Annotated in this window: 1 protein-coding gene; it reads right to left on the reverse strand. The window is 65.8% G+C overall.

Features of this window, described 5'->3' with window-relative positions; translation table 11 throughout:
• Positions 1–1,075 (reverse strand): Fe-S cluster assembly protein SufB (sufB, locus tag I5E_RS05040; RefSeq protein ID WP_022906029.1); only part of this gene is annotated, 1,075 nt, incomplete at its 3' end.
• Positions 1,076–1,491: the final 416 nt, after the last annotated feature.

Consider the following 1,491-nt stretch of genomic DNA (forward strand, 5'->3'; position numbering starts at 1 on the left):
GCCGCCGCCGTGCGATCGACTTCGACACGATCGAGGACGTCGTGTACGGCGCCCTGTGGATCATCTTCGCGCCGGCGTCCTGGTGCTGACCGGGACCGGCGAAGGCCACCGACAGGGTCTCGCCCTTGGCGTGCTCACCCGCGAGGTAGATCGACGGGTACTTCATCGTCACCTTGGAGCCGATGTTGCCGTCGATCCACTCCATCGTGGCGCCCTCGTGCGCGATCGCACGCTTGGTCACGAGGTTGTAGACGTTGTTCGACCAGTTCTGGATCGTCGTGTAGCGCACGCGGGCGTTCTTCTTCACGATGATCTCGACGACGGCCGAGTGCAGGGAGTCCGACTTGTAGATCGGCGCCGTGCAGCCCTCGATGTAGTGGACGTAGGAGTCCTCGTCCGCGATGATCAGCGTCCGCTCGAACTGCCCCATGTTCTCGGTGTTGATGCGGAAGTACGCCTGCAGCGGGATCTCGACGTGCACGCCCTTCGGGACGTAGACGAACGAGCCGCCCGACCACACGGCCGTGTTCAGCGCGGCGAACTTGTTGTCGCCGGCCGGGATCACGGTGCCGAAGTACTCCTCGAAGATCTCGGGGTGCTCGCGGAGCGCGGTGTCGGTGTCCATGAAGATGACACCCTGCTGCTCGAGGTCTTCACGGATCTGGTGGTAGACGACCTCGGACTCGTACTGCGCGGCGACGCCGGCGACGAGGCGCTGGCGCTCGGCCTCGGGGATGCCGAGCTTCTCGTAGGTGGCGCGGATGTCCTCGGGGAGGTCCTCCCACGACTGCGCCTGCTTCTCGGTGGAGCGCACGAAGTACTTGATGTTGTCGAAGTCGATGCCGGTCAGGTCGGCACCCCACGTCGGCATCGGCTTGCGACCGAACAGCTGCAGGCCCTTGAGGCGGTTCTTGAGCATCCACTCGGGCTCGCCCTTGAGGTTCGAGATGTCGGTCACGACCTCCTCGGAGATGCCGCGGCGCGCGGAGGCGCCGGCCGAGTCGGAGTCGGACCAGCCGAACTCGTATTGGCCGAGCCCTTCGAGCTCGGGACGGTCGATGAGCACGTCGGACATGGTCTCCTCGTTTCCTTCTCGCGGCAGCGTTCTGGGTGTCAACCCGTGGCGTCTGGACGCCATTCCACCGCAGACCGCCGACAGGCGGCCACGGTGTTGCTCCCTCGCAACGTCGATGGTTCCACGCAGTCCTGGACGTGAGCGGCGATCTCGGACCTTTCGGAGCCGGCGCCTGCCTAGACTTGACTGCTGCTGAACCCTCGAATCCTACAGGTTCACTGCACGGAACAACAGGAAGGCACCACGCTCGTGACTCGCGTCGCATCCCCCGCCGACCAGGACGTCCGCGATGCGCGGTGGTGGTCGCTCCCCCGTGTCGTCGACCAGCGCGTCGTCGTCCTCGCCTGGGCGTCGTTCGTCGTCGAGGTGATCCTGATCGGCACCGGCGGTCTCGTGCGCCTCACCGCGTCCGGCCT

The organism is Curtobacterium sp. B18 (assembly GCF_000333375.1).
In the GTDB taxonomy this organism is placed as follows: domain Bacteria; phylum Actinomycetota; class Actinomycetes; order Actinomycetales; family Microbacteriaceae; genus Curtobacterium.